The organism is Vulcaniibacterium gelatinicum, from assembly GCF_008033445.1.
Lineage (GTDB): Bacteria > Pseudomonadota > Gammaproteobacteria > Xanthomonadales > Xanthomonadaceae > Vulcaniibacterium_B > Vulcaniibacterium_B gelatinicum.
Map to the genome: position 1 here is coordinate 52,443 of NZ_VNKO01000011.1, position 24,682 is coordinate 77,124.

Below are 24,682 nucleotides of genomic sequence, written 5' to 3' on the forward strand. Positions count from 1 at the left end.
CCCTGCGCAGGGGCGGGGGCGGGTGCGCTTACTGCGCCGCGGCCGGATACGCCCGCGGCAACGCGCCGTCCGCACGCAGGTAGCGGTCGCGCAGCTCGGTCTGGCGCGAGCGCATCGGGATCGCGCGGCCGTCGAACCAGACCTGCTCGGCGATGCTGCTGACCTCGAGCGGATCGCCGCTCCACAGCACCAGGTCGGCGCGCTTGCCGACCTCGATGGTGCCGAGCTCGCCGGCCACGCCCAGCGTCTCCGCCGGCACCCGGGTCAGCCCGGCCAGGCCGTCCTCCCACGGCAGGCCGTTGGCCACCGCGTTGCCGGCGAGCTGGCGCATCTTGCGCGCGTTGTGCGAGGGGTCGTTGCCCTGGGCGAAGGCCACCGCCACGCCCGCCGCGCGCAGCCGCGCCGCGGTCTCCAGGCTGGCGCCGATGCGGTCGAAGTCGGCCGGCAGGTTGGCCAGCGGATCCACGAACACCGGCACCCTGGCCGCGGCCAGCGACGGCGCCACCTTCCACGCCTCGCTGCCGCCGGCGACCGCCACGCGCACGCCGTGGCGGCGGCTCCAGCGCAGCAGTTGCAGGATGTCGGAGGCACGGTGCACCTCCACCACCACCCGCCCGCCGCCGCCGAGGTAGCGCGCCAGCGCGGCGCGTCCGGCCGGCGTCAGCAGCGCATGCGGCGAATCGGCGGGAATGCGTCCGCGCGCCTCGTCCACCAGCTGGTCGAGGATCATCCACTGCGCCGCGCGCGACTGCCCGGTGAGCCCCGAGGCGTCGCTGCCGAGCTTGACGAACAGCGCGCGCGGACCGACCGGATCGAGGCTGCCGTCCAGCCGCACCACGCCGCCCTGGCCGCCGACGATCGAGCCGCCCGGGCCGCTGCCGGCGCCGAGCAGGGTGAAGCCGATGCCCTCCACGCGCGCCACCGGCACCAGCACCGACTCGGGGTTGTAGGCGAGGGTGACGTCGAACTCCGGCCGCACCGTCATCTGCGTGGCGTTGCCGCCGAGCGTCTGGGTGGCGTCCACGGTGCTGCGCTCGCCGGAGACTTCCTCCAGGCCGATCGCGGTGATGCCGCCGAACAGGGTCGGCGTCAGCGGCCGGCCCTGCGCGTCCACCACCGGCACCTCGGCGCCGGCGGAGAGGTTCGCGCCGATCGCGGCGATGCGGCCGCCGCGTACCAGCACGTCGGCCTCGCGCAGCGTGCCGCGCGTGCCCGCGGTGTGCACGGTGGCGTTGCGGATCAGGACATCCTGCGCCGCGGCGGCGCCGGCCAGCGCGAGCGCGCCGGCGGCCGCGAGCGCGGTGACGAGACGACGGCTCATCGCACACCTCCCTGGCCGTTGTCGTGGCCGAGCATGAAGTCCGAACGCGGCTGGCGCGCCGGGTCGTGGCGGTCGTACACGCGCGCGCCGTCCACGTACACCTGCTCGGCCTTGGCATAGACGCTGAAGGGGTTGCCGTTCCAGACCACCACGTCGGCCATCTTGCCGGGCTCGAGCGTGCCGGTGCGGTCGAGGATGCCCATCGAGCGCGCCGGGTTGGCGGTGATCCAGCGGATCGCGCGCTCGGGCGGGATCTCCATGCCGGCGCGGCGCGCCTGCGCCATCACCTTGGCCGCCTCCTGGTTGAGGCGCTGGATGCCCTCGGACGAATCCGAATGCACGATCGCGCAGCCGCCCTGCGGCCGGTCCACCAGCGCGATGTTCTCCTGGATGCCGTCGAAGGCTTCCATCTTGAAGCCCCACCAGTCGGCCCACAGCGCGCCGCACACGCCTTCGGCGGCGAGCCGGTCGGCGAGCTTGTACGCCTCCACGCCGTGGTGGAAGGCGGCGACCTTGAAGCCGAACTCGCGCGCCAGGTCCAGCATCGTCGCCATCTCGTCGGCGCGATAGCAGTGGATGTGGACCATGATCTGCCCGCTCATCGCGCCGGCGAGGGTGTCGAGCTTGAGGTCGCGCTTGCTGCCGTTGTTGTTGCCGTTCCCGTTGCCGTCGCCCTTGCGCTTGCGCATGTACTCGGCGGCCTCGATGAACGCGGCGCGGTAGCCGGCGACGTTGCCCATGCGGGTGGCCGGGCCGCTCTTCTGCCCGTACACGCGCTTGGGGTTCTCGCCGCAGGCCATCTTCAGGCCCCACGGCGCGCCGGGGAACTTCATCGCCTGGTAGGTGGTGGCGGGCACGTTCTTGAGCGTGACCCCGCGCCCGCCGATCAGGTTGGCGCTGCCGGGCAGGATCTGCAGCGAGGTGATGCCGCCGGCGAGCGCGGTGGCGAAGCCCGGATCCTGCGGCCACACCGAGTGCTCGGCCCAGACGTTGGGCGTGACCGGCGCGGTGGCCTCGTTGCCGTCGCTGTGGGCGTTGACGCCGGGGCTCGGGTACACGCCCAGGTGCGAGTGCACGTCAATCAGGCCCGGCGTGACCCACTTGCCGGTGCCGTCCACGCGCACCGCGCCGGCGGGCGCGGCCAGGCCGCGGCCGACCGCGACGATGCGGCCGTCCTGCATCAGCACGTCGGTGCCGTCCAGGCGCGCGCCGGTGCCGGTGAGCACGGTCGCGCCCGCGATCAGCACCGGCGGCGACGGGATCGGGCGGTAGGTGCTGGGATACGGGTCGTCGGTGAAGGACACGCCCACGGCCCGGTCGGCGGGCGGGGTGTCCTTGGTCTGCCCGGCGGCGCAGCCGGCGAGCAGGGCCGTCGCGATCGCTCCGGCCAGGAGCGGGGCGGCAAGCGGTTTGGGCATGGCGGTCTCCCCTGGGGCGTCCCGCAACCTAGCCCGGGCCCGCGGCGCTGCCAACCCTGACGTTGGTCATGCGCGGGCGTGACAGAATTCCGCGGCACGCATTCAGCGAGGCCCCGATGAAGGACAAACCCGAGATCGTCGCCAACTGGCTGCCGCGCTACACCGGCGTGCCGCTGGAACGCTTCGGCCAGCACGTGCTGCTGACCAACTTCAACGGCTATCTGGGCCACTTCAGCCGCCTCACCGGCGCCGAGGTGGTGGGCCTGGACCGGCCGATGCCGAGCGCGACCGCGGACGGCATCACCCTGATCAACTTCGGCATGGGCAGCCCGAACGCGGCCACGGTGATGGACCTGCTCTCGGCGGTGGAGCCGCGCGCGGTGCTGTTCCTGGGCAAGTGCGGCGGGCTGAAGCGGAAGAACCAGCTCGGCGACCTGATCCTGCCGATCGCGGCGATCCGCGGCGAGGGCACTTCCGACGACTACCTGCCGCCGCAGGTGCCGGCGCTGCCCGCGTTCGCGCTGCAGCGCGCGGTCTCGACCTCGATCCGCGACGCGGGGCTGGACTACTGGACCGGCACGGTCTACACCACCAACCGGCGGGTGTGGGAGCACGACGAGGCGTTCAAGGCGCGGTTGCGGGCGATGCGCTGCATGGCGATCGACATGGAGACCGCGACCATCTTCGCCGCCGGCTTCGCCAACCGCATTCCCTGCGGTGCGCTGCTGCTGGTCTCCGACCAGCCGATGATCCCGGAGGGAGTGAAGACCGAGGCCTCCGACGCGCGGGTGAGCGCGGAATACGTCGAACGCCACATCCAGGTCGGGATCGAGGCGCTGCGCCTGATCCGCCGCCACGGCAAATCGGTGCGGCATCTGCGGTTCGACGAGTGAGCGAAAGCGGCGGGCGGGATGGTCGTCCCGGGTCTGCGGCCTCGTGCCGGAGCCGGACGCGGAGCCCACGCGGCGAACCCCACCCCAGGCAGACCGGCCTCCCGCCCGAAGCGATCGGCACGAACCCTCGCGCACGCCCGCACTACACAACGGGCATACCGACGCCCCATCCCGAAGCGACGAAACACGCATGCGCCTCCCGCAGGACGCGCGGCACGCGTCAGCCGACGGAGACGAGGGCTCAGTACGTCGGAATGGACGGATCGTGCTCCGCCCAGGCATCAATCCCGCCGGTCACGTTGTAGACCTCGCGGAAGCCGAGCTGGCGGAAGTGCTCGGCGGCCTGCTGGCTGCGCCCGCCGTGATGGCACAGGAACGCGAGCGGGGTGTCCTTGCCCAGCGCCTCGATCGGCGCCAGCCCCTCGTCGAAGCTCAGGAACGCCAGCGGCACCGACGCCAGCGCGCGCTCCTCGCGCGGACGCACGTCCACCAGCGTGAGCGTGCCGGCGCGGATCCGCGCCTCGGCCTCGGCCGGATCGAGCGCGCGCACCGGCGGCGGCGCGTTCGGGTTGTCCACCACCAGGCCGCGGCCGCGCGCATCGTCCACGAAATCCAGGCGCAGGCCCTCGGCACGGCGCGCGCCGGCCAGGTCGAACTGCACGCGGATGCCCTCGGCCTCGGCGGTGATCGCGCCCGGGTCGGGCGGCGTGAGCTGCAGGCGGGTGCGGAACTGCGCGTCTATCTCGACCCGCACCACCACCTCGCCGCCGGCGCTTGCGATCGCCTCGCGCAGCATGCGCGCCGCGGCGGGCGTGATCGCGATCCGCGGCGGCGTGCGGTCCGGCGCCGGCAGGCCGAGCGCCGCGTGCAGCTCGCCGCTCTGCGCCATCTGCACGATGATGTCGCTGCCGCCGACCAGCTCGCCGCCGATGTACAGCTGCGGGATCGTCGGCCAGTCGCCGTAGCGCTTGATCCCCTCGCGGATCTCCGGATCGGCGAGCACGTCCACGTGCGCGTACTCGATCCCGAGCGCGTCGAGCGTGCCGGCCGCGCGCGCGGAGAACCCGCACTGCGGCGCCTGCGGGCTGCCTTTCATGAACAGCACCACGTGATGGCTGGCGAGCAGCGACCGGATGCGGTCGCGCAGGGCGGGATCGAGGGACATGGCGGCATCCGGCGGGGGAGGAAACCGGGATTTTACGCCGCGCCCCGTCCCGGCCGCGGATGGCATCATCCGCCGATGCCCGCCCCGTCCCTGCACCGCCCGCCGCGCCGCCCGCATGCCTGGGCGGGGTGCCTGCTGATCTCGCAACTGCTGGTGGCCGCGCTGTGGTGGCGCTACGGCTGGGCACTGGGCCTGCCGGCGCTGCTGGCCTCGCACGCGCCGTTCTGGTGGGGAACGATGAAGGCCGACTCGGCCCTGTTCAGCCCGGTGCTGGCGCGCCTGCCCACCGCAGCGCCGGTGGTGTGGCTGACGATCGACGACGGCCCGTCCGACGACACCGCGGCGATGCTCGACCTGCTCGACGCGCACGGCGCGCAGGCCACCTTCTTCGTGGTCGGCGCGCGCGCCGCGGCGCGGCCCGACCTGGTGCGCGAGATCGTGCGCCGCGGCCATGGCCTGGGCAACCACAGCGCCACCCATCCGCAGGCCTGGTTCTGGGCCCTGCCGCCATGGCGCATCGCACGCGAGGTGCACGCGACCCAGGACACGCTGCGCGCGATCGCCGGCGTCGCGCCGTGCTGGTTCCGCGCCGTGGTCGGCATGGCCAACCCGTTCGTCGCTGCCGCGCTGAAGGACGCCGGCCTCACGCGCGTGGCCTGGAGCGCGCGCGGCTACGACGCGGTGCGCGCCGATCCGCGCGCGACGGTGGCGCGGATCGAACGCGGCCTGCGCCCCGGCGCGATCGTGCTGCTGCACGAAGGCGCACGCCATGGCCGCAGCGTCGAGACCCTGGCCCTGCTGCTGCAGCGGCTCGACGCGCGCGGCTACCGCTGCGTGCTGCCGGAGACGCTCGCGCTGCTCGCGGTCACGGCCGCGTCGCCACGATCCGCCAGTTGTTGAACGGGGTACGGCCGTGCAGCGGCGCGAACTCGGCGTGCAGGCCGGCGGCGGCGAACCGCGCCTGCAGCGCGTCGGGGTCGGGGTAGCGCTGCGGGCCGGCGTTCATCCAGCCGAGCAGGCGCGAGAACGCGTCCATGCCGCGGGTGATCCGCGCACGGCGGCTGCCGTCGTCCAGGCCGGTGCGGATCACCAGCTTCGCGCCCGGGGTGAGCATGGCGATCGCGCCGTCGAGGATCGCCGGCTGCGCCGCAGGCGGCACGAACTGCAGCACGTCCAGCAATGCCACGCTGCCGCGGTGCGCGGGCAGCCCGGCGGCCAGGTCCTGCACCTCGAATGCGACCTGCGGCAGCGCGGCGGCCCGTGCCGCCTCCCGTGCCCGGGCGATCTTGCGCGCGTCGTTGTCCACCCCGCGGTAGGGCAGCGCCAGGCCGGCGCGGCGCAGCGCATGCGCGAGCAGGCCCAGGCCGCAGCCCAGGTCGAGCAGCGGCGCGTGCGTGTCGCGCAGGGCCTCGAGCACGCCGGGATAGAGCGGATCGCTGCCGAGCTTGAGCCGGGCGTAGTGGTAGTGCCAGCGGTTGTGCCACCAGCGCGCGGGCAGGAAGGCGCGGGCGATGGCCGTGGCCTCGCCGCGCGGCAGCGGATGCGGATGCGGCGTCATCCCAGCAGCCGGTGCGCCACCGGCAGCGCGTGCCGCGCCCAGGCCGCATACATCGCGGCCGAGGGGTGCAGGCCGTCGTCGGCGAGCATGGTGCGCTCGGCACCGAACGCGCGCGACACCGGGGTGATGTCCACGAACGCGACCCCGCGCCGCTCGCAGAGCGCGTGCGCGGTGCCGTTGTAGGCGTCGATCGCGGCGGCGATCGCCCGCCGGTCGCGCCCGGCGGCGAACGGGGTCACGCCCCAGTCGGGGATGGACAGCACCAGCACGCGGCCGGACTGCCCGCCGGCATAGCCGATCGCGCGCTCGAGCAGGGCCGCGAACTCGCGTCCGTACTGCTCCACCGCGCGGCCGCGGTACTGGTTGTTGACCCCGATCAGCAGGCTGACGAAATCCCACAGGCCGAGCGGCTCGGCGGCGTCGAGCGCGGCGGCGAGCTCGTCGGTGGTCCAGCCGGTGGTGGCGATGGTGTGCGGATCCTCGATCGCCAGGCCGTCGGCGCGCAGCTTCGCCGCGAGCTGATGGGTCCAGCGGCCCGCGGGCGGCACGCCTTCGCCAATGGTGTAGCTGTCGCCGAGCGCGAGCCAGCGCAGCGGCGCCTGGGTCCGCGCCATCGCTCAGGCCACCGCGCGCGCGCGGTGCGCCTGCGCGCGGCGTTCGAGCACGCGCTCGACGCGCGCGAACACCTCGCGCAGCACCTCCGCCTCCGGCAGCAGGGTCACGCGGAAGTGGTGGCGGTAGGGCACGTTGAAGCTCGAGCCCGGCACGATCAGCACGTCCTCGGTCTCCAGCATCTCCAGCGCGAAGGCGTGGTCGTCGAAGCCGTGCGCGGCCTCGCCGACCACGCCCGGGAAGCCGTACAGCGCGCCGGCCGGCGTCACCAGCGACAGGTGCTCGCTGGCCGCGCAGCACTCGACCAGCGCGCGCCGGGTCTCGTACAGGCGCCCGCCCGGCGCGGTCAGCGCGGAGATGGTGTCGGCGCCGTGCAGCGCCTGCTCGATCGCGAACTGGCCCGGCACGTTCGCGCACAGGCGCAGCGCGCCGAGCAGGTCCATCGCGTGGTGGAAGTCGCCGCTGGCGAGCGGATCGCCCGAGAGCACCGCCCAGCCCACGCGCCAGCCGCAGGCGCGGTGCACCTTGGACAGGCCGCCGAAGCTCAGGCACGGCAGCTCGCCGGCCAGCGGCGCCAGCGGCTCGAACCGCGCCCCGTCGTAGAGGATGCCGTCGTAGATCTCGTCGGCCATCAGCAGCAGGCCGTGCCGGGCCGCGATCGCGACGATGCGCTCGAGCAGCGCGCGCGGATACACCGCGCCGGTGGGGTTGTTGGGATTGATCAGCACGATCGCGCGGGTGCGCGGGGACACCAGCGAGGCGATCTCGTCCGGATCGGGCAGGAAGCCGTGTTCCGGCAGGCAGCGGTAGTAGACCGGGCGGCCGTCGTTGAGGATCGTGGCCGCGCTCCACAGCGGATAGTCGGGCGAGGGCAGCAGCACCTCGTCGCCGGGGTTGAGCAGCGCGCGCAGGCTGAGGTCGATCAGCTCGCTCACGCCGTTGCCGACGAACACGCGCTCGGGGCTGGCGTTGGGCGTGCCGCGGGCCTTGTGGAACGCGGCGATCGCCTCGCGCGCGGCGGGCAGGCCCTGCTGGTGGGTGTAGGGGTCGGCCTGGGCGATGTGGTCGGCGATCGCGCGCTGCAGGTGCTCCGGGGCGCGGAAGCCGAACGCGCCGGGGTTGCCGATGTTGAGCTTGATCAGGTGCCGGCCCTGCGCCTCCAGCTCGCGTGCGCGCCGGGCCAGCTCGCCGCGGATCTCGTAGCGGACTTCGGACAGGCGGGCGCGGGTTTTCAGGCTGGGCAGGGACATCGGAACACGGCACGGAGGATCGAGTCCGCCAGCCTAGCGGAAATCGGCGGGGGAGGGAGCCTAGAATCCGGGCATGAGCACCGTCCGCCCCGCATGACCGCCGCCGCCACGTCGCCCCTGCGCGCGATCGGCTGGCCGTTCCCGGACGCCCCCGACGATCCGGCCTGGCGTGCCCTGCTGGCCGCGCACCCGGCGGCGCGGCCGGCACGGGTGATCGAGCAGCACCGGTCCGGTTACGTGGTGGCGGAGGGGCCGGGCCAGGGCGCGGCGGCCGAGTCGCCGCCGGAATGGCAGCGCCGGGTCGGCTACCGCAAGGACCGGATCGCGCCCGAGGACCGCGCCGTGGTCGGCGACTGGGTGCTGGTGGAGGGGCCGCCGGCGCGGCCGCGCATCCTCGCCCTGCTGCCCCGCCGCACCACGATCAAGCGCGGCGCCGCCGGCGAGCACTACCGGCAGCAGCTGATCGCCGCCAACATCGACACCGCGTTCGTGGTCTGCGGCCTGGACGCCGACTTCAACCCGCGCCGGATCGAGCGCTACCTGCTGCTGGTGCGCGGCGGCGGGGTCGAGCCGGTGGTGGTGCTGACCAAGGCCGACCTGTGCCCCGACCTCGCCGCCGCACGCGCCGCGCTCGACGACCTCGTCGCGCAGGGGGTCGCGGTGCTCGCGGTCAACGCCAAGGACCGTGCCAGCGTCGCCGCGCTCGACCCCTGGCTGCGGCCGGGGCGCAGCATCGTCCTGGTCGGCTCCTCCGGCGCCGGCAAGTCCACCCTCACCAACACCCTGCTCGGGGTGGAGAAGATGAAGACCGGCGCGGTCCGCGAACGCGACGCGCGCGGCCGCCACACCACCACCTACCGCGCCCTGATCCCGCTGCCTTCCGGCGCCTGCCTGATCGACACCCCCGGCATGCGCGAACTCAAGCCCACCGGCGAGGAGGACCTGGCCGAGGCCTTCGAGGACATCGAGGCGCTGGCCGCGCAATGCCGCTTCCGCGACTGCGCGCACGCGCAGGAGCCGGGCTGCGCGGTGCGCGCCGCGCTCCAGGCCGGCAGCCTCGATCCCGGCCGTTACGCCAACTACCGCAAGCTGCGCGAGGAGGTGGCCGGTGCCGCCGGCCAGCTTGCGGTGCGGCAGACGACGAAGAAGGCCGGGGCGAAAGTGCCCGGCAAGGCGCCGAACAAGCGCCTGGAGGGGAAACATGGGCGGTACTGACGCCGGGCTCGATGCCGCCATCGCCCACCATGCCGCGCTCGATGCGCGCCTGGTCGCCGCGGTGAAGGGCATCCGCCTGCTCGAGGCGGTGAGCTGGCCGGCGCAGACCCAGGAGCGGTTCCTGGCCGCCTGGCGCATCGGCCGCATCCACCTGCCGCAGGTGGAGTACCCGCGCCACGACTTCCGCGAGGTGCGCGCCGAGCTGGCCGCGGTCGCCGCCGCCGCCGACCCCGCCCATCCGCTCGGCCGCTACCTGGCCCAGACCGCCGAGAGCTGGCGCATCGCCACCCGCCTGCTCGACGTGCTCGGCAGCCATCGCGTCACCGCCTATTCCACCCGCCTGTTCGGCCGCCCGGCCGAGCTGCTGCCCGGCGACGGCCCCACCAACCTCGAGGCTGCGCTGCATTTCGTCCATCTCGCCGACGAGCTGGACCAGGAGCTGCGCGAGGTCGAGCCCGACCGGATCCTGCTCGCCGAGGCCGTGCGCGACGAGCTGCAGGCGGCGGTGGACGCGTTCTTCACCGACCACAAGGTGACGGTGGAACTCGACCCGACCCTGCTCGCCAAGGCCGCCGCCAGCCCGACCCGGATCCGCCTGCGCACCAGCACCGGCTTTTCCGACTACGACCGCAACCAGCTGCTGGTGCACGAGGCCTTCGTCCACACCCTCACCGGCCTCAACGGCCGCGAGCAGCCGCACCTGAAGTCGCTCGCGCGCGGCTCGCCGCGCACCACCGCCACCCAGGAGGGGCTGGCCACCTTCGCCGAGCTGATCTCCGGCTCGATGGACATCGAGCGCATGAAGCGCATCAGCCTGCGCATCGTCGCGATAGACAAGGCGATCCACGGCGCCGATTTCGTCGAGGTGTTCCGCTTCTTCCTGGAGGCCGGGCAGACGCCGGCCGACAGCTTCGCCTCGGCGCAGCGCATCTTCCGCGGCGTGCCGGTCACCGGCGGGGCGGCCTTCACCAAGGACACGGTGTACCTGCACGGCCTGCTCGCCGTGCATACCTTCTTCCGCTGGTGCCTGCGCCACCACCGCCTGCTGCAGGCGCGGCAGCTGTTCGCCGGCAAGCTCGCGCTGGAGGACGTGTTCGCGCTGGCGCCGCTGTTCGAGGCCGGCGCGATCGCGCCGCCGCACTACCTGCCGCCGTGGATGCAGCGCGCCAACGGCCTGGCCGGAATGCTCGCGTTCTCGCTGTTCGCCAACAGGATCCGGCTCGACCGCGTGGACGCCGACGACCTGGTGCTGGGCCTGGGCCTGGCCGAATGAGCACGGCCGGCGGGCGCGCCCGCGAATGCCGCTAGAATCGGTTGCCCCGTCCCGCTGGCACGAACGATGTCCGACACTCCGCGTCCAGACGACCTCAAGCAGGCCGCGCTCGACTACCACCGCGCCGAACCGCAGGGCAAGATCAAGGTCGTTCCGACCAAGCCGATGGTGACCCAGCGCGACTTGTCGCTGGCGTACTCGCCCGGCGTGGCCTACGCCTGCGAGGTGATCGTCGCCGACCCCAACGCCGCCAGCGAGATGACCGCGCGCGGCAACCTCGTCGCCGTGATCAGCAACGGCACCGCGGTGCTCGGCCTGGGCGACATCGGCCCGCTCGCCGGCAAGCCGGTGATGGAAGGCAAGGGCGTGCTGTTCCGCAAGTTCGCCGGCATTGACGTGTTCGACATCGAGATCGCGGAGAAGGATCCCGACAGGCTCGTTGACATCATCGCCGCGCTCGAGCCCACCTTCGGCGGCATCAACCTCGAGGACATCAAGGCGCCGGAGTGCTTCATCGTCGAGCGCAAGCTGCGCGAGCGGATGAAGATCCCGGTGTTCCACGACGACCAGCACGGCACCGCGATCATCGTCGGCGCCGCGGTGCTCAACGCGCTGGAGATCGTCGGCAAGAAGATCGGGGAGGTGAAGCTCGCCACCTCCGGCGCCGGCGCAGCCGGCATCGCCTGCCTGGACATGCTGGTGGCGCTGGGCATGAAGCCGGAGAACATCCTCGCGGTGGACCGCGACGGCGTGCTGCACACCGGCCGCACCAACCTCGACGCCGACAAGCAGCGCTACGCGCGCGACACCGACAAGCGCAGCCTGGCCGAGATCGTCGAGGGCGCCGACATCTTCCTCGGCCTGTCCGCCGGCGGCGTGCTCAAGCCGGAGATGGTGGCGACCATGGCCGAGCGCCCGATCATCCTCGCGCTCGCCAACCCGACCCCGGAGATCCTGCCGGAGGAGGCCAAGCGCGTGCGTCCCGACTGCATCGTCGCCACCGGCCGTTCGGACTACCCGAACCAGGTCAACAACGCGCTGTGTTTCCCGTACATCTTCCGCGGCGCGCTCGACGTCGGCGCCACCGGCATCAACGAGGCGATGAAGCTGGCCTGCGTGCACGCCATCGCCCGGCTGGCGCGGATGGAGGCCAGCGACCTCGGCGGCGCCTACGGCGGCGAGGTGCCCAAGTTCGGCCCCGACTACCTGATCCCGCGCCCGTTCGACCCGCGCCTGCTGACCGTGCTCGCGCCGGCGGTGGCCAGGGCGGCGATGGATTCCGGCATCGCCACCCGCCCGATCGCCGACCTGCGCGCGTACGAGGAGAAGCTGGCCCAGTTCATCTACCGCACCGGCCTGCTGATGAAGCCGGTGTACGACCGCGCCCGCGCCGACCTCAAGCGCGTGGTCTACGCCGAAGGCGAGGAGGAGACCGTGCTGCGCGCGGTGCAGACGGTCATTGACGAGCAGCTCGCGTACCCGATCCTGATCGGCCGCCCGGAGGTGATCGAGGCGCGGATCCGGCGCCTGGGCCTGCGCATGCGCGCGGGCGTGGACTTCGAGCTGACCAACATCAACTCCGACCCGCGCTTCGACGCCTACTGGCAGCAGTACCACCGCCTGACCGAACGCCGCGGCGTGACCCCGGCCGCGGCCAAGAACCTGATGCGCTCGCGCCCGACCCTGATCGCGGCGCTGATGGTCGAGCGCGGCGAGGCTGACGCCATGATCTGCGGCCTGGTCGGCCGCTTCCACAAGAAGCTCGGCTACCTGCGCTCGGTGTTCGACTTCGACCGCGGCGTGACCGGCACCGCGGCCATGACCGGGGTGATCAACGAGCAGGGCGTGTGGTTCTTCCTCGACACCCACGTGCAGGTGGACCCCAGCGCCGAGCAGATCGCCGAGGCCACCCTGCAGGCCAGCTACCGCCTGAAGCTGTTCGGCGTCGAGCCCAAGGTCGCGTTGCTGTCGCATTCCAACTTCGGCAGCCACGACAACCCCAGCGCGGCCAAGATGCGCCGCGCGCGCGAGATCCTGGCCGCGCGCGCGCCGCGCCTGGAGATGGACGGCGAGATGATGGCCGACACCGCCTGGGACGAGGAGCTGCGCCACCGCATCTTCCCCAACACCACGCTCAAGGGGCGCGCCAACCTGTTCGTGATGCCGAACCTGGACGCGGCCAACATCGTCTACAACATGGTGCGGGTGATGACCGACGGCGTGGCGATCGGCCCGATCCTGATGGGCCTGGACCAGCCGGCGCACATCCTGACCCCGGCCAGCACCCCGCGCCGGGTGGTCAACATGACCGCGATCGCGGCGGTGGACGCGCAGATCCGCGCGGCGCGGCGCGGCTGAGGCCGCGCCGCCTCAGCGCCCGCCGTCCCAGCCCAGGCCGAGGGTGAAGGTGCGCCCGGCGGCGGGCTCGTACCAGCGCGCGTTGCCCTCGTTGACGATCACCGAGCCGGCGTACACGCGGTCGGCCAGGTTGTCCACGCGGGCGAAGCCGTGCCAGCCACCGCGGCCGCGCCACTGCAGGCGCAGCGCGAACGCGGCGTAGCCCGGCGCGAATCCGGTGTTGCGGTCGTCGGCGGCGATGCGGCCGCTCAGGCGCGCCTCCAGCGCCGCCGACACGCGCCCGTCGGCGCGGCTCCATTCCAGTTCCGCGTAGCCGCCGGCGCGGGCGATGCCGGGCATGCGGTTGCCGGCGGCGACGGTGCGCACCTGCTCCACGCCGCCGGCCGACACGCGGTAGGCGAACGGCGTGGCGAAACGCGCGCGCAGCCAGTGCGCGGCGAGCGCATACGACCAGCGCGCGCCGAGCCGTCCGTCCAGCGCCAGTTCCACCCCTTCGCGCCGGGTGCGGCCGGCGTTGGCGAAGCTGGCGCGCCCGCCGCGGTTGTCCGCCGGCACGATCTCGTCCGTGCCCTCGATCGCGTACAGCGCCGCGCTGCCGCCGCCATCGGCATGGCGCCAGCGCGCGCCGAGCTCGGCCGAGACGAAGCGCGCCGGGCGCAGTTCGCGGTGGAAGCCGGCGCCGCCCTCGGGCCGGTAGGCGAGTTCGGTGGCGGTGGGCGTCTCGAAGCCGCGGCCGATGCTGGCGAACACCTCGCCGGAGGGGAACGCGCGCGCCACGCCGAGCGCGGCCGCGGTTTCGCGGTAGCGCACCGCGCCGCTGTCGTCGCCGTTGCCGGGCGCGAGGTAGCGGTCGTCGGAACGGAAGCGCAGGCGCGCATGCCGCACCGCCGCCAGCGCGCTCCAGCCGTCGCCGAACCGGCGCTCGCCGCTCGCCCACAGATCGTGGCTGCGGATCGTGTTGTCCTCGTCGCGGCGCAGCCGGCCGCGCACGCCCAGGCGGCGCGCGGCGCCGCTGCCGGTGAAGTTCTCGTAGCCCTGGCGGTCCTCGGACAGGCGTCCGCCTTCCAGGCCCAGCGCGAACGCCCCGCGCGCGCCCTGCCAGCGGTGGCCGAGCTCGAACCCGAACGTCCGCCGCGTGAATGCGATCACCCCGCCGGCGTGGGTCGGCGCGAGCTGCGCGTTCACCGGCACCGCGAGGAACTGCTCCACCGCGCGCTGCACGCCGTAACCGCCGAACCACCAGGCGCGCCCCGGCGCGTAGTCGTCCTCCCAGCGCAGGCCGAGCTGCGCGTGGGCGATGCGCTTGCGGGTGTCGAACGCGAGCGCGGCCGGATCGGTGCCGTGCGGCGTGCGCTGCCACTGCGCGCGGTCCAGGCCGAGCGGATCGTCGGTGTCGGGTTGCTGCAGCGCTCCGGCCACCAGCCGCAGCCGGCGCCCCGCCTGCGGCGACCACTGCAGCACCGCGTCGAACTGGCTGCGTTCGGCCGCGCTGTGCGGGCGTGCGCCGTCGGTGACGAAATGGCTGCCGTAGGCGTGGCCGCGCCAGCGGCCGTCCGCGCTCGCCCCGCGCGCGCCGAGTGCGACCCGGCGGCTGGCGTGGCTGTCCCACCAGGCCTCGCCGCGCACGCCCTCGGGCCCGTCGAGCGCGGTCTCGGCCACGATCGCCCCGCCCGCGGCGTTGCCGTACTGCAGCGCCAGCGGCCCGCGCAGCACCTCGATCCGGTCGAGCATGCCGAGTGGGAAGTTCGCCGCCTGGCCCTGGCCGTCGAGCGCGCTGGCGGGAATGCCGTCCACCACCAGGCGCAGCCCGCGGATGCCGAAACTCGCGCGTGCGCCGAAGCCGCGGCTCTGCAGCTGCAGGTCCTGGGCGAAGTTGCCGCGGTCGAGGATGCCGATCCCCGGCACCCGCACCAGCGCCTCGGCCAGGCTCACCTGGCGCTGGCCGGCGCGCAGCGCCCGGCCGTCCACCACGCTCACCGCGCCGGGAAAGTCCGCCAGCGCCCGGCGCGCGCCGAGCACCCGCACCTCGTCCAGGGTGACCGCCTCCTGCGCCGCCGCGCCGGTGCCCGCCCCCAGCAGCGCCAGCGCCAGCACCGCGCGCGCGGTGTCCCGCGATCTTCCGATCCTGCCCATGCCAGCCATTGTCGCCGCCGCCCGTGCCGGGCGGACCGCGACTGCGGTCACCACCCGCGTCCGGGCCGCACCGCCCCCGCTGCTAGAATCCGGACTCTAAATCACGCCAACGCAAGCGCGCCGTGCGGCGCGGAGCCCCTCCCCCCATGAACTGGCTGAACGAGCTGCTGCACAACGATCCCGATCCGGTCGAGACCCGGGAGTGGATCGAATCCATCAAGGCGGTCATCGACCACGCGGGCGCCGAGCGCGCCCACCACCTGCTCGAGCGCATGGTGGAGGTGACCCGCCGCGCCGGCGCGCACCTGCCGTTCGCACCCACCACCGAGTACGTCAACACCATCCCGCCGCACCTGGAGGCCAAGAGCCCGGGCGATGCGGCGATGGAATGGCGGATCCGCTCGATCATCCGCTGGAACGCGATGGCGATGGTGGTGCGCGCCAACCGCAAGCCCGGCGAACTCGGCGGCCACATCGCCAGCTTCGCCTCCGCGGCCACGCTCTACGACGTGGGCTTCAACCACTTCTGGCGCGCCCCGCACGACGGCCACCCCGGTGACCTGCTCTACATCCAGGGTCATTCCTCGCCCGGCATCTACGCCCGCTCGTTCCTCGAAGGCCGCATCAGCGAGGACCAGCTCGACCACTTCCGCATGGAGGTGGACGGCCGCGGCATCAGCTCCTATCCGCACCCGTGGCTGATGCCCGACTACTGGCAGACGCCGACCGTGAGCATGGGCCTGGGCCCGATCGCCGCGATCTACCAGGCGCGCAACTGGAAGTACCTGGAAGCGCGCGGCCTGATGCCGAAGACCGACCGCAAGGTCTGGTGCTTCCTCGGCGACGGCGAGACCGACGAGCCCGAGTCGCTGGGCGCGATCAGCGTCGCCGGCCGCGAGGGCCTGGACAACCTCGTGTTCGTGGTCAACTGCAACCTGCAGCGCCTGGACGGCCCGGTGCGCGGCAACGGCAAGATCATCCAGGAACTCGAGGGCGTGTTCCGCGGCGCCGGCTGGAACGTGATCAAGGTGATCTGGGGCAGCTACTGGGATCCGCTGCTCGCCCGCGACGGCACCGGCCGCCTGCGCCAGCTGATGATGGAGACGGTGGACGGCGAGTACCAGAACTGCAAGGCCTTCGGCGGCGCGTACACGCGCGAGCACTTCTTCGGCAAGTACCCGGAGACGCGCGCACTGGTGGCCAACCTCAGCGACGAGGACATCTGGCGCCTGAACCGCGGCGGCCACGACCCGCACAAGGTGTACGCCGCCTACCACGCCGCGGTGCACACCACCGGCATGCCCACCGTGATCCTGGCCAAGACCGTCAAGGGCTACGGCATGGGCGCGGCCGGCGAGGCGCTCAACCCCACCCACCAGACCAAGAAGCTCGACGACGAGGCGATCCGCGCCTTCCGCGACCGCTTCCAGATCCCGGTCAGCGACGAGCAGCTCAAGGACGGCCAGGTGCCGTTCTACCACCCCGGCGAGAAGTCGCCCGAGGTGGAATACATGCTCGAGCGCCGCCGCGCCCTCGGCGGCTTCCTGCCGCAGCGCCGGCGCAAGGCCAGCCAGACGCTGGAAGTGCCGAAGCTCGACGCCTTCGAGCGCCTGCTCAAGAGCAGCGGCGAGCGCGAGATCAGCACCACCATGGCGTTCGTGCAGGCGCTCAACATCGTCCTGCGCGACAAGCAGGTCGGCCCGCGCTGCGTGCCGATCGTGGCCGACGAGGCCCGCACCTTCGGCATGGAGGGCCTGTTCCGCCAGCTCGGCATCTATTCGCCGCAGGGGCAGAAGTACAAGCCGGTGGACCGCGACCAGCTGATGTACTACCGCGAGGACGCGGCCGGCCAGGTGCTGGAGGAAGGCATCACCGAGGCCGGCGCGTTCGCCTCGTGGATGGCGGCGGCCACCAGCTACAGCACCAACGACCTGCCGATGCTGCCGTTCTACATCTACTACTCGATGTTCGGCTTCCAGCGCATCGGCGACTCCGCCTGGCAGGCCGCCGACATGCGCGCGCGCGGCTTCCTGCTCGGCGCCACCGCCGGCCGCACCACCCTCAACGGCGAGGGCCTGCAGCACGAGGACGGCCACTCGCACCTGCTCGCCGGCGCCATCCCCAACTGCCGCGCCTACGACCCCACCTTCGCCTACGAGGTGGCGGTGATCCTGCAGCACGGCATGCAGCGCATGCTCGCCGAACAGCGCGACGAGTACTTCTACATCACCCTGATGAACGAGAACTACGCGCACCCCGACATGCCGGAGGGCGCGCAGGACGGGATCATCAAGGGCATGTACCTGCTCAGGGACGCCGGCAAGCCGAAGAAGGGCGAGCTGCGCGTGCAGCTGCTCGGCTCCGGCACCATCCTGCGCGAGGCCATCGCCGCCGCGGAACTGCTGGACAAGGACTTCGGCGTCACCGCCGACATCTGGTCCTGCCCCAGCTTCACCGAGCTGCGCCGCGACGGCTTCGACGCCGAGCGCTGGAACCGCCTGCATCCCGAGGCCGCCCCGCGCAAGCCCTACGTCACCCAGCTGCTCGAAGGCCGCGCCGGCCCCGCGATCGCCGCCACCGACTACGTGCGCACCTTCGCCGACCAGATCCGCGCCTTCGTGCCCATGTCCTACACCGTCCTCGGCACCGACGGCTTCGGCCGCAGCGACACCCGCGCCAACCTCCGCCGCTTCTTCGAGGTGGACCGCTACCACATCGCCCACGCCGCCATCGCGGCGCTGGCGGCGGAGGGCAAGATGACGGCCAAGGACGTGGCGCGGGCGATCAAGCTGTACAAGCTGGATCCCGAGAAGCCGAATCCGCTGACCGTGTGACCGCATCGCGCCTCACTCCCTCTCCCGCTTGGGGCGGTCACCGCTCAGGTCGCAGGACGGCGCTCCGGGGTTGATACGCCTTCCGGGCAGCAGGGCGATGCCATCACTACTCACCCCTTGGCCGCGCGATTCGGTTCGCCTCCGGCCTTGGGGCGGCCACGCCGACGCAAGCCGGTGTTGCCATTTTCGGAGCAGGGAAAGGGGCAAGGATGCGCACGCTGGCCTACGTGGACGGCTACAACCTGTATTACGGTTGTCTCAAGGAATTGCGGTAAATGAACCTGACCCTTTTGCCCGCACCGGCCGCACCGCGCCCCACAACCCCAGCACCAGCAGCGCGAACGCGGTGTAGGCGGCGACGAAGACCCACCACGGGGCTTCGAAGAAGATCAGGCGCGCGAGCCAGTATTCGATGAAGGATTCGTCGTAGACGGCTTGGCCGGCGTGGCGGCGCAGGTCCTGTTCCCACACCGTCAGCGGGCACAGTGCGCCGAGCCAGGCCTGGAGGGCGATGTAGGCCATCAGCAGCAGGTGGGTCAGGCGCCATCTGAACCCGCGCACCCAGCGCCAGCGGCGCCAGGCACCGAGCACGATCAGCAGGGTGCCGAACACGACGAACGCGACCACGCCCACGTGCAGCACCAGCAGGGCGTCGGCGAGCAGGGCGGCGGTGGCGGGCGGCAGATGCATCACGGGACGAGCGGTCGGGGCGAGGCGACGTCGGCCAGCACTCCGGCGTCGGCGAGGAAGCACCGCAGCCGGGCCATGAACGCGGCGTCGAAGAGCGGGCAGTCGTTGTGGCCGCAGGCGAGCGGGACCAGGGTCGCCCCGCGCGCGGACCGGGCCAGGCGCTGGCTGTGGTGGAACGGGATGATGTCGTCGTGCCGGCCGTGGAACAGCAGCACCGGGCCGTCGAACGCGCGCAGCGCGGCGCGGTTGTCGTAGCGGTCGCGGATCAGGAACGCCGGTGCCCCCATCCGGTGCGCGAACTCGTCCAGCGACGCGAACGGCGCCAGCAGCACCAGCGCGCGCAGCGGGCGGCGCGTGCCCAGCGCCACCGCCGGCCCGGCGCCGACCGAGCGGCCGATCGCGACGATGCGTGCGGGATCCACGTCGGCGCGCGCGGTCAGCCAGTCGTGGGCGCGCAACGCGGCCTCGTCGAGGCTGGCGCGCGAGGGACGGCCGTCGGTGCCGGCGTAGCCCGGGTATTCGACCAGCAGCACGTGCAGGCCGAGCGCGGCCAGTGGCGCGAGCAGGTCCAGGTTCTGGTCCACGAACTCGGCGTTGCCGTGGAAGTACAGTGCGGCCGGGGCGCGCGCCGGCGTGCCCTGCGCGCGCAGCAGCACGCCCTGCACGCGGCCGAACGAGGCCGGGATCGCCACCGCCTCGGCCTGCGGCGGCAGCGTGCGGCCGACGCCGTCCCAGGCCATGTGCGCGCCGGGGAACATCGCCGCGCGCTGCTGCAGGAACAGCATCGTCAGGTACACCGCGTAGGCGGCGAGCAGGGTGCCCAGCAGGATGCCTGGCAGAAACGGCGCGTTGCGGAACATCGCGTCCCCGTGCGGCGGAGGAAACCGGGGCCGGCTGACGTGCTGCGTCCACATCGCCGGCGCAAGAGCGGCGTGTCAAGCCTGGCGGGGTTCGCATCCCGCCCACCGCTCTCTGTGATGCGCAAGGGTACGCAGGGATGCGCAGGCCGGCGTGAATCGCCGGACGCGCGGCTCAGCGCAGCTCGGCCAGCGCCGGGATGCGCACCGTGGGCGCGTCCTCGTAACGCCCTTCCAGGCGCTTGGCGGCGGTGACGTCGAACATCAGGCCGCGCAGCTTGACCGGGCGGCCCTGCGCGTCGTGCAGCACGGTCACGTAGTCGGTCAGCCACACGATGCCGCCGTCGCGGCGGCGGGCGCGGTATTCGAAGCGGTGGTCCTGGCCGCGGCGGGTGGTGAGGGCGCAGTACTCGATCACGTCCTCGCGATCCTCCGGGCAGACCACGGTGTCGGCCCAGAACGAGGGCGTCATGTACCAGGCGGAGACGGGGTAGCCCAGCAGGTATTCGGCATCGCCGCCGACGTAGGTGAAGGCGAGGGGGTCGGCGTCGGCCTCCCAGACGATCAGCGGCGTGGTCGGGAACAGCGTGCGCGCGCGCAGCTCGACCGCAGTCATGGGGTCCGCGGGGTCGCCGAACACGGTACGGATGATCTCGGGGATCGCGGGCGTGGGCATGGCGGTGTGCCGGGGGACGGACTGGGGAGCACTGTAAACCGGATCGCCGCCTGCGGGGCAGGGGGCGCGTCGCTGCGGCCGCCCTGCGGCGCGCGCCGTCCGGGCGGCGGGATCCCTACAATTGGTCGATTCCCCGCCGTCATCCCTGCGGCCGACCCACAGGAAGATCCTCCCCGATGGATGAGGCAACGATCGACAGGGTGCTCGAACGAGAGCCGTTCGATGTCCGTGCCCTGGTGCTGAAGGGCGATTGCCGCAAGCAGGCCGGCGACGATCGCACGGCCGTTGCCTTCTACAACGCCGCGCTGCGGGCCGCTGCGAAGCAGGACCGCCTGCCGATCGCGCTCGAGCCCTACATCGTCCGTGCCCAGCAGGCCTTGCAGGAATCGGCACAGGTCTTCGAGCGCCATCTGGAGGCGGACCTGACCCGGCGCGGGTTTCCCCCGGACGCGCGCCCGCCGCGGTTCCAGGAATCGCTCGAGATCCTGACCGGCCGGCGCCAGGCACGGCTGCAACTGCAGCGGCCCGGCGGCTACTACTACCCGGGATTGCCGCAGCGGCGTTACTACGAACGCGACGAGTTCCCCTGGGTTGCCGAACTCGAGGCCGCGGTGCCGCGCATTCGCGCCGAGCTCGAGGGCTTGCTGGCCAGCGGGGAGGATCGTTTCACCCCGTACATGGTCAGTGACCCCAACCGTCCGCGCCGCGACGTGCACAGCCTCGTGGACAACCCCGACTGGAGCACGCTCTACCTGTGGGAGAACGGGCAGCCGATCGCCGATCACGTGGCGCGCTGCCCGGAAACCTTCCGGATCGTCTCCGCGCTCGACCAGCCGCGGATCACGGTGCGGGCGCCGGTGATCATGTTCTCGCGCCTGAGCCCCGGAGCGCATATCCCGCCGCACACGGGCGTGCTCAACACCCGCCTGATCTGCCACCTGCCGTTGATCGTCCCTCCGGGCTGCGGGTTCCGTGTCGGCGGCGAAACCAGGCAGTGGAAGGAAGGGGAGCTGCTGGTCTTCGACGACACCGTCGAGCACGAGGCCTGGAACCACGGCAGCAGCGACCGGATCGTGCTCATCTTCGACATCTGGCGCCCGGAGCTGAGCGAGCAGGAGCGGCGCGCGATCACCGCACTGTTCGAGGCGGTGGACAGTTATCACGCCTGACCGCGCGTCCTGACTGCGCCAGTCGCACCGTTGCAGGCATGCCACAAAAAATACGGCCCCTTGCGGGGCCGTATAAAGGGTCGTATCGGGAACGATGCGATCAGAACTTCTGCGTGTAGCGCATGTACACGAAGCGACCGATGTCGTATTCGCCGTTGAAGGAGAAGTTCGAGTTCGGCTGCGAGTACATGACCGCCGGCTGCTTGTCGAACACGTTGTTGGCACCCAGCGCGATGGTGGCGTTCCACGGCGCGTTCCAGCGGAGCTGGATGTCGTTGAACGTGTGCGAACCCACCAGGTTGCGACGCGACAGGCTGCTGGCCGGGGTGCGGCCGTCAGGCAGGAACGCGCCGTTGGGAGCGAACCGGATCTCCTCGCACTCCAGGTGCGGCACGGTCACGTGCGGGGCGCCGGCACCGGTCGGGGTGAAGTAGGTGCAGCTCTCCTTCATCCGCGAGTAGTAGCGGGCGATCCAGGTGACGCCGAACGAACCCATCTCCCAGGTCGCGTTGAAGGTCGAGCGGATCCGGTGCGAGTTGCCGGAGGTGCCGACCGACGACAGCGCGTAGCGCGGGTCGTTGGTGGAGACGAAGTAGTCCTTCGCCGTGTAGGTGCTGTTGGACGAGAAGCGGAAGTCGCCCCAGTTCTCGGTGCTCAGACGGTACGAGAAGTCCACGTCGAAGCCTTCCACCTTGCGGAAGCCGGCGTTGCGGCCGCCGAAGGTGACCGTCGGGATGCCCAGCACGGGGTCACGCGTGAACAGCGCTGGCGAGCAGCGGCTGGCGATGGCCTGGACGTAGCAGTCGTTCAGGATCGCGGACGGGCTGTCGGCGACGATGGTCTCGGCGATGCGGATCTTCCACCAGTCCACCGACATGCTGAAGCCCTCGAGGAACTCCGGGCTCCAGACCGCGCCGATGGTCTGCGACTTCGAGATCTCCGGCTGCAGCAGCGGGTTGGAACCGCTGGTGAAGGCGATCGGGGTCTGCGACGGCTGGGTGCCGACCGGGGTGAAGCCCTGGCCGAGCTGGCGGTAGGTGTTGCCCAGCGCGCCGAGGGCGCCGTTGCCACCGACACCGTTGATGCAGTTGTTGCGCACGGTGGGGTTGGTGGCCGCCTGGCCGAGCACGGTGTCACACGGGTCGGAATAGAACGAGAACGTCTGCGAGCCGCCGCCGAACAGGTCGGCGATGGTCGGCGCGCGGAAGCCGTCGGCGTAGGTGGCGCGCAGCAGCAGCGAGTCGAACGGCTTCCACTTCAGCGCGAACTTGTTGTTGGTGGTCTCGCCGAAGGTGTCGTAATCCGAGAAGCGGCTGGCGACGTTGAGGGTCAGTTCCTTGGCGAAGGCCACGTCCGCCAGGATCGGGATCTGGAGCTCGGCATAGACCTCGTCCACCTTGTAGCCGCCACGGGTCGGGCCGGCCGAGAGGTTGGTGGAGCCGCCGGTCACCGCAAGCGCGTCGGGCACGAACTCGCCCTTCTCCTTGCGATGCTCGTAGCCGATCGCGAACGAGAGCTCGCCCGCGGGCAGGTCGAACAGGCCACCGGTCAGGTTGGCGGACATCACCGTGGTGGTGGTCTCGCCGGTGGAGTGCTCTTCCTGGAACAGGAACCGGTGCAGGGCATCATTGCCGGTCAGCGCGCCGGGGCCGGTGACGCCGAACGGCAGGAACGGGTTCCACGGCACGCAGGTGGACAGCGGGATCGGCGCCGACGGCGTACCGCACTGGACCTGGCCCTGGGCGTTGAGGAACGAGGGGCCCACGGCGGCGCGCACGTTGGCCAGGTTGAGGTTGCCGAACGCCGACTGCACCAGCCGGTTGGCATTGTGCAGGTAGGAGGCATCCCAGTCGAAGGTGCGGCCGAACATCTCGAAGCTGCCCTCGAACGCACCGGTGAAGCGGTACGTGGTCAGGTCGCTGTCGCTGATGCGCGGCTGCTCCCAGGTCCGGCGCCACCACGTATCAATATCCGCGCCGGTCGGGTTGAAATAGCTGTTGGCCGACATCGGCGTGCTGAAGGGGGCCGCCTGCATCGGATAGCCGGCGATGTCGCGGCGGCTGATCCGGTGGCTGTACAGCAGGTTGGTGCGGAAGCGGACGTTGTCGGTGAGGTCGTACGTGCCGTCCACGTACAGCGACTGGCGCTCCAGCGGGGCGCGCAGGGTCATCTGCTCGTTGGGGTTCGACTTGTGCAGGGTCGAACCTGGGGTGCAGGTGCCGGGGCCGGGGTTGGCGATCGAGTTCGACGCGCAGGAACCGGTGGCCAGGTCCTGACGGATGTAGTCGGCCGGGTTGCGCGGGTTGCCGCCCGGCCGCAGCACCAGACGGGAACCGGCCGGGTTGGGGTTGGTGGCGGTCGGTGCCGGGAACGCCGCCTGCGGGAACAGGGCGCGCTGGTTCCAGCGCGGCTGGAAGCCACCGAACTGCCCGACGGCAGTCCAGTTGTCGGTCGGGTGCAGGTGCGACCGCGGGAAGGCGCTGTACGGCCGATCCTTCGCCCACACCTCGTCTTCCTCGGCCCACTCGGCGGCGGCGGTGATCGAGCCGCGGTCGCCGGTGAAGCCCATCACGAACTCGCCCTTGGTGATGTCGCCGTCGCCCTCGCCGTACTGGCCGAAGTAGGCGCTGGCCTGGGCGCCGTCGTAGTTGGAGCGGGTGATGATGTTGATCACGCCGGCGATGGCGTCGGAGCCGTAGATCGAGGAGGCGCCGTCCTTCAGCACCTCGATGCGCTCCACGGCCGAGGCCGGGAGGGTGGAGATGTCGGCCAGGCCGCTGGTGGTGATGCCCAGGCGCTTGCCGTTGACCAGGATCAGGGTGCGCGCGGCGCCGAGGTTGCGCAGGCTGATGTAGGTGCCGCCCGAGGCCTCACCGGCCGACAGCGGCGCCTGGCGGCTGATCGGCGGCGTGCCGGTGGCGGAAATGTTCTGCAGGATGTCGCCCACCGACTGGAAGCCCTGCTTCTCGATGTCGGCGCGGGTGATCATCAAGACCGGCTGTGCGGTTTCGACGTCGACCTGACGGATGCGCGAGCCGGTCACCTCGATGCGGTCGAGGGTGACCGCTTCCTCCTGCTCACCCTCCTGCTGCTGGTCGGCCTGCTGGGCGAACGCGACGCCCGTGCCGGCCACCGTCATGGCGCTGGCGGCGAGTGCGAAGGAGATCGCCTCACGCAGCTTGGTGGTTCTGAAAGTCATCTCTCTCTCCAAGTCATGTCTTGGTCCCATGGGAACCTCTCCGGTGGCGGCGTGAACGCAA

General features: G+C 72.0%; 18 protein-coding genes. 7 read left to right on the plus strand and 11 right to left on the minus strand.

Annotation, left to right across the window (positions count from 1 at the left end):
- Window positions 1-28: 28 nt before the first annotated feature.
- Window positions 29-1,321: an amidohydrolase family protein gene (locus FPV26_RS08025; RefSeq protein ID WP_147653362.1), complete on the minus strand. Its 1,293-nt coding sequence runs from the start codon at window positions 1,319-1,321 to the stop codon at window positions 29-31.
- Window positions 1,318-2,739, minus strand: coding sequence for an amidohydrolase (locus tag FPV26_RS08030; RefSeq protein WP_147653363.1), 1,422 nt, complete (start codon window positions 2,737-2,739; stop codon window positions 1,318-1,320). Before FPV26_RS08030 ends, FPV26_RS08025 begins: the two co-directional genes overlap by 4 nt.
- Window positions 2,740-2,855: 116 nt before the next feature.
- On the opposite strand from FPV26_RS08030, the gene FPV26_RS08035 reads away from it, so the two are divergent.
- Entirely contained in the window at window positions 2,856-3,632 is a 777-nt protein-coding gene (locus tag FPV26_RS08035; RefSeq protein WP_147653364.1) for an AMP nucleosidase, read from the plus strand.
- A 241-nt stretch (window positions 3,633-3,873) separates the two neighbouring features.
- Here the strand turns inward: FPV26_RS08035 and grxD are convergent, their stop codons facing one another.
- Window positions 3,874-4,797, minus strand: a complete 924-nt coding sequence (gene grxD / locus FPV26_RS08040) for a Grx4 family monothiol glutaredoxin (protein WP_147653365.1) — start codon at window positions 4,795-4,797, stop codon at window positions 3,874-3,876.
- Between the two features lie 75 nt (window positions 4,798-4,872).
- On the opposite strand from grxD, the gene FPV26_RS08045 reads away from it, so the two are divergent.
- A complete protein-coding gene (locus FPV26_RS08045; RefSeq protein WP_147653366.1) occupies window positions 4,873-5,697 on the plus strand; it encodes a polysaccharide deacetylase family protein in 825 nt (274 codons plus the stop codon).
- Here the strand turns inward: FPV26_RS08045 and FPV26_RS08050 are convergent.
- The 3 genes from FPV26_RS08050 to FPV26_RS08060 are packed head-to-tail and all read right to left on the minus strand — an operon-like array spanning window position 5,663 to window position 8,217.
- Window positions 5,663-6,334 carry a methyltransferase domain-containing protein gene (locus FPV26_RS08050; RefSeq protein WP_181952596.1) on the minus strand — a complete coding sequence of 224 codons (672 nt, stop codon included), beginning with the start codon at window positions 6,332-6,334 and terminating at the stop codon, window positions 5,663-5,665. The genes FPV26_RS08045 and FPV26_RS08050 overlap by 35 nt on opposite strands.
- Window positions 6,335-6,351: 17 nt before the next feature.
- The gene (locus FPV26_RS08055) at window positions 6,352-6,969 is read right to left on the minus strand and encodes an SGNH/GDSL hydrolase family protein (RefSeq protein WP_147653368.1); all 618 of its coding nucleotides are present in this window, start codon (window positions 6,967-6,969) and stop codon (window positions 6,352-6,354) included.
- A gap of 3 nt (window positions 6,970-6,972) precedes the next feature.
- On the minus strand, window positions 6,973-8,217 hold the full coding sequence (locus FPV26_RS08060; RefSeq protein WP_147653369.1) for an aminotransferase class I/II-fold pyridoxal phosphate-dependent enzyme: 1,245 nt from the start codon (window positions 8,215-8,217) through the stop codon (window positions 6,973-6,975).
- 93 nt (window positions 8,218-8,310) lie between these two features.
- Here FPV26_RS08060 and rsgA point away from each other — a divergent pair, with 93 nt between their 5' ends.
- The 3 genes from rsgA to FPV26_RS08075 all read left to right on the plus strand — a co-directional run bounded on the left by rsgA (window position 8,311) and on the right by FPV26_RS08075 (window position 13,063).
- Entirely contained in the window at window positions 8,311-9,432 is a 1,122-nt protein-coding gene (rsgA, locus tag FPV26_RS08065; RefSeq protein WP_147653370.1) for a ribosome small subunit-dependent GTPase A, read from the plus strand.
- On the plus strand, window positions 9,419-10,705 hold the full coding sequence (locus FPV26_RS08070; protein ID WP_147653371.1) for a peptidase MATCAP family protein: 1,287 nt from the start codon (window positions 9,419-9,421) through the stop codon (window positions 10,703-10,705). Before rsgA ends, FPV26_RS08070 begins: the two co-directional genes overlap by 14 nt.
- Window positions 10,706-10,771: 66 nt before the next feature.
- Complete coding sequence (locus tag FPV26_RS08075; RefSeq protein WP_147653372.1) at window positions 10,772-13,063, plus strand: NADP-dependent malic enzyme; 2,292 nt, start codon at window positions 10,772-10,774, stop codon at window positions 13,061-13,063.
- Window positions 13,064-13,075: 12 nt separating this feature from the next.
- Here FPV26_RS08075 and FPV26_RS08080 read toward each other — a convergent pair whose 3' ends face one another.
- Window positions 13,076-15,196 carry a TonB-dependent receptor family protein gene (locus tag FPV26_RS08080; RefSeq protein ID WP_147653373.1) on the minus strand — a complete coding sequence of 707 codons (2,121 nt, stop codon included), beginning with the start codon at window positions 15,194-15,196 and terminating at the stop codon, window positions 13,076-13,078.
- 146 nt (window positions 15,197-15,342) lie between these two features.
- Here FPV26_RS08080 and aceE point away from each other — a divergent pair, with 146 nt between their 5' ends.
- Entirely contained in the window at window positions 15,343-18,030 is a 2,688-nt protein-coding gene (gene aceE / locus FPV26_RS08085; RefSeq protein WP_147653374.1) for a pyruvate dehydrogenase (acetyl-transferring), homodimeric type, read from the plus strand.
- Between the two features lie 258 nt (window positions 18,031-18,288).
- Here aceE and FPV26_RS08090 read toward each other — a convergent pair whose 3' ends face one another.
- The 3 genes from FPV26_RS08090 to FPV26_RS08100 all read right to left on the minus strand — a co-directional run bounded on the left by FPV26_RS08090 (window position 18,289) and on the right by FPV26_RS08100 (window position 20,253).
- Entirely contained in the window at window positions 18,289-18,720 is a 432-nt protein-coding gene (locus FPV26_RS08090) for a DUF2784 domain-containing protein (RefSeq protein ID WP_147653375.1), read from the minus strand.
- Window positions 18,720-19,580: an alpha/beta hydrolase gene (locus FPV26_RS08095; RefSeq protein ID WP_147653376.1), complete on the minus strand. Its 861-nt coding sequence runs from the start codon at window positions 19,578-19,580 to the stop codon at window positions 18,720-18,722. The genes FPV26_RS08090 and FPV26_RS08095 overlap by 1 nt, the downstream gene beginning before the upstream one ends.
- Window positions 19,581-19,752: 172 nt before the next feature.
- Complete coding sequence (locus tag FPV26_RS08100; RefSeq protein ID WP_147653377.1) at window positions 19,753-20,253, minus strand: PAS domain-containing protein; 501 nt, start codon at window positions 20,251-20,253, stop codon at window positions 19,753-19,755.
- A 176-nt stretch (window positions 20,254-20,429) separates the two neighbouring features.
- Between FPV26_RS08100 and FPV26_RS08105 the strand changes: the two genes are divergently transcribed.
- Window positions 20,430-21,422, plus strand: coding sequence for an aspartyl/asparaginyl beta-hydroxylase domain-containing protein (locus FPV26_RS08105; RefSeq protein ID WP_147653378.1), 993 nt, complete (start codon window positions 20,430-20,432; stop codon window positions 21,420-21,422).
- Between the two features lie 100 nt (window positions 21,423-21,522).
- Here FPV26_RS08105 and FPV26_RS08110 read toward each other — a convergent pair whose 3' ends face one another.
- Window positions 21,523-24,621: a TonB-dependent receptor domain-containing protein gene (locus FPV26_RS08110; RefSeq protein ID WP_147653379.1), complete on the minus strand. Its 3,099-nt coding sequence runs from the start codon at window positions 24,619-24,621 to the stop codon at window positions 21,523-21,525.
- Between the last annotated feature and the right edge of the window lie 61 nt (window positions 24,622-24,682).

Coding starts and splice junctions, on each gene's coding strand:
- FPV26_RS08105 (WP_147653378.1), top strand. CDS start 20,430: ATGGATGAGGCAACGATCGACAGGGTGCTCGAACGAGAGCCGTTCGAT.
- FPV26_RS08070 (WP_147653371.1), top strand. CDS start 9,419: ATGGGCGGTACTGACGCCGGGCTCGATGCCGCCATCGCCCACCATGCC.
- FPV26_RS08025 (WP_147653362.1), bottom strand. CDS start 1,321: ATGAGCCGTCGTCTCGTCACCGCGCTCGCGGCCGCCGGCGCGCTCGCG.
- FPV26_RS08095 (WP_147653376.1), bottom strand. CDS start 19,580: ATGTTCCGCAACGCGCCGTTTCTGCCAGGCATCCTGCTGGGCACCCTG.
- FPV26_RS08100 (WP_147653377.1), bottom strand. CDS start 20,253: ATGCCCACGCCCGCGATCCCCGAGATCATCCGTACCGTGTTCGGCGAC.
- FPV26_RS08045 (WP_147653366.1), top strand. CDS start 4,873: ATGCCCGCCCCGTCCCTGCACCGCCCGCCGCGCCGCCCGCATGCCTGG.
- FPV26_RS08035 (WP_147653364.1), top strand. CDS start 2,856: ATGAAGGACAAACCCGAGATCGTCGCCAACTGGCTGCCGCGCTACACC.
- aceE (WP_147653374.1), top strand. CDS start 15,343: ATGAACTGGCTGAACGAGCTGCTGCACAACGATCCCGATCCGGTCGAG.
- FPV26_RS08110 (WP_147653379.1), bottom strand. CDS start 24,621: ATGACTTTCAGAACCACCAAGCTGCGTGAGGCGATCTCCTTCGCACTC.
- FPV26_RS08060 (WP_147653369.1), bottom strand. CDS start 8,217: ATGTCCCTGCCCAGCCTGAAAACCCGCGCCCGCCTGTCCGAAGTCCGC.
- FPV26_RS08055 (WP_147653368.1), bottom strand. CDS start 6,969: ATGGCGCGGACCCAGGCGCCGCTGCGCTGGCTCGCGCTCGGCGACAGC.
- FPV26_RS08080 (WP_147653373.1), bottom strand. CDS start 15,196: ATGGGCAGGATCGGAAGATCGCGGGACACCGCGCGCGCGGTGCTGGCG.
- FPV26_RS08075 (WP_147653372.1), top strand. CDS start 10,772: ATGTCCGACACTCCGCGTCCAGACGACCTCAAGCAGGCCGCGCTCGAC.
- FPV26_RS08030 (WP_147653363.1), bottom strand. CDS start 2,739: ATGCCCAAACCGCTTGCCGCCCCGCTCCTGGCCGGAGCGATCGCGACG.
- grxD (WP_147653365.1), bottom strand. CDS start 4,797: ATGTCCCTCGATCCCGCCCTGCGCGACCGCATCCGGTCGCTGCTCGCC.
- rsgA (WP_147653370.1), top strand. CDS start 8,311: ATGACCGCCGCCGCCACGTCGCCCCTGCGCGCGATCGGCTGGCCGTTC.
- FPV26_RS08090 (WP_147653375.1), bottom strand. CDS start 18,720: ATGCATCTGCCGCCCGCCACCGCCGCCCTGCTCGCCGACGCCCTGCTG.